Raw genomic sequence first — 1,939 nt, forward strand, 5'->3', positions numbered from 1 at the left:
GTCCCCCGCCTCCCCGCCGGGCGGCGGGCACCGGCGGACGGCCCCGCCCCCGCCCGGCGCCGCCCCACCGTGCACCCCGGTGCCTGGTGGCTGTGGGCGATATCGCTCGGGGTCGCCGCCACCCGGACCACCAATCCCCTGCTGCTCGCCCTGCTCATAGCCGCCTCCGCCTATGTCGTGGCCACGCACCGCTCCCCCGCCCCCTGGGCCCGCTCCTACACCGCCTTCGCCCGGCTCGCCCTCGCCGTCCTCCTCGTCCGCGTCCTCTTCGCGGTGGTCCTCGGCTCGCCCATCCCCGGCACCCACACCCTGTTCGCCCTCCCCGAAGTGCCGCTCCCGCACTGGGCGCAGGGCATCCGGCTGGGCGGCAGGGTGACCGCGGAGGCGGTTCTGTTCGCCGCCTACGACGGTCTGAAACTCGCCACCCTGCTCATCTGCGTCGGCGCCGCGAACGCCCTCGCCAGCCCCACCCGCCTGCTCAAGTCCCTGCCGGGCGCGCTGTACGAGACGGGCGTGGCCGTGGTCGTCGCCCTCACCTTCGCCCCGCACCTGATCGCCGACGTGCAGCGGCTGCGTGCCGCCCGACGGCTGCGGGGACGTCCGGACCGGGGCGTGCGGGGTCTGCTCCAGGTCGGACTGCCGGTCCTGGAGGGCGCGTTGGAGCGTTCCGTCGCGCTCGCCGCCGCCATGGAGGCCCGTGGCTACGGCCGTACCGCCGAGGTGCCGGCCCGGGTCCGCCGGACCACGGCCGCGCTCACCCTGGGCGGGCTGCTCGGCGTGTGCGCGGGGACGTACGGACTGCTGACGGCCGTGGGGGGCGTGTACGGGCTGCCCGTGCTGCTCGCCGGTGTCGTCGCCGCGCTCGCCGGACTGCGGCTGGGCGGCCGGCGCTCGCTGCGGACGCGGTACCGGCCGGACCCGTGGGAGACGCGCGCCTGGCTGGTCACGGGTTCGGGGGCCGCGGTGGCCGGGCTGCTGACGCTGGCCTCCGTCCGTGATCCGCAGGCGCTGCACCCCGGTGTCGTCCCCCTCGTCGCCCCGGCGCTGCCGCTCTGGCCCGCCGCCGCCGTCCTGCTCGCCCTGCTGCCCGCCTTCGTCGTGCCCGAGGAGCACCCGTGATCCGCTTCGAGGACGTCAGCGTGACCTACGAGGGGGCCGCCGCACCGACGGTCGCCGGGGTCGGCTTCGAGGTGCCGGAGGGCGAACTGGTGCTGCTCGCCGGTCCGTCCGGGGTCGGCAAGTCGACCGTGCTGGGCGCGGTCAGCGGGCTGGTCCCGCACTTCACCGGCGGCACCCTGCGCGGGCGCGTGACGGTGGCCGGCCGGGACACCCGCGACCACCAGCCGCGTGAACTGGCCGACGTGGTCGGCACGGTGGGCCAGGACCCGCTCGCGCACTTCGTGACGGACACCGTGGAGGACGAGCTGGCCTACGGCATGGAGTCGCTGGGCCTCGCCCCCGAGGTGATGCGGCGCCGGGTGGAGGAGACCCTCGACCTGCTGGGTCTCGCCGGGCTGCGCGACCGTCCGATCGCCGCCCTCTCCGGCGGGCAGCGGCAGCGGGTCGCGATCGGTTCGGTGCTCACCCCGCACCCGCGGGTCCTGGTGCTGGACGAGCCGACCTCGGCCCTGGACCCGGCCGCCGCCGAGGAGGTGCTGGCCGTGCTGCAACGGCTGGTGCACGACCTGGGGACGACGGTCCTCATGGCCGAGCACCGCCTGGAGCGGGTGATCCAGTACGCCGACCGGGTCGTACTGCTGCCCGCGCCCGGTGAGCCGCCGGTGGTGGGCAGCCCGGCCGAGGTGATGTCCGTGTCCCCGGTATACCCGCCGGTGGTGGCCCTGGGCCGGCTGGCCGGCTGGTCCCCGCTGCCTCTCACGGTCCGCGACGCCCGCCGTCGCGCCGGCGGGCTGCGCGAGCGCCTGGCCGGTCGGGCCCC

Annotated in this window: 2 protein-coding genes; both read left to right on the forward strand. The window is 76.8% G+C overall.

Translation table 11 applies throughout. From position 1 onward, the window contains the following. Positions 1–1,119 (forward strand): energy-coupling factor transporter transmembrane component T (locus IF37_RS0138165; RefSeq protein ID WP_052845598.1); only part of this gene is annotated, 1,119 nt, incomplete at its 5' end. Further along, positions 1,116–1,939: ABC transporter ATP-binding protein (locus tag IF37_RS0138170; RefSeq protein WP_030754256.1), on the forward strand; the 824-nt coding region annotated here is incomplete at its 3' end. The genes IF37_RS0138165 and IF37_RS0138170, both read left to right, overlap by 4 nt.

It is taken from the genome of Streptomyces sp. NRRL S-31, from assembly GCF_000718775.1.
Taxonomy (GTDB): Bacteria; Actinomycetota; Actinomycetes; order Streptomycetales; family Streptomycetaceae; genus Streptomyces.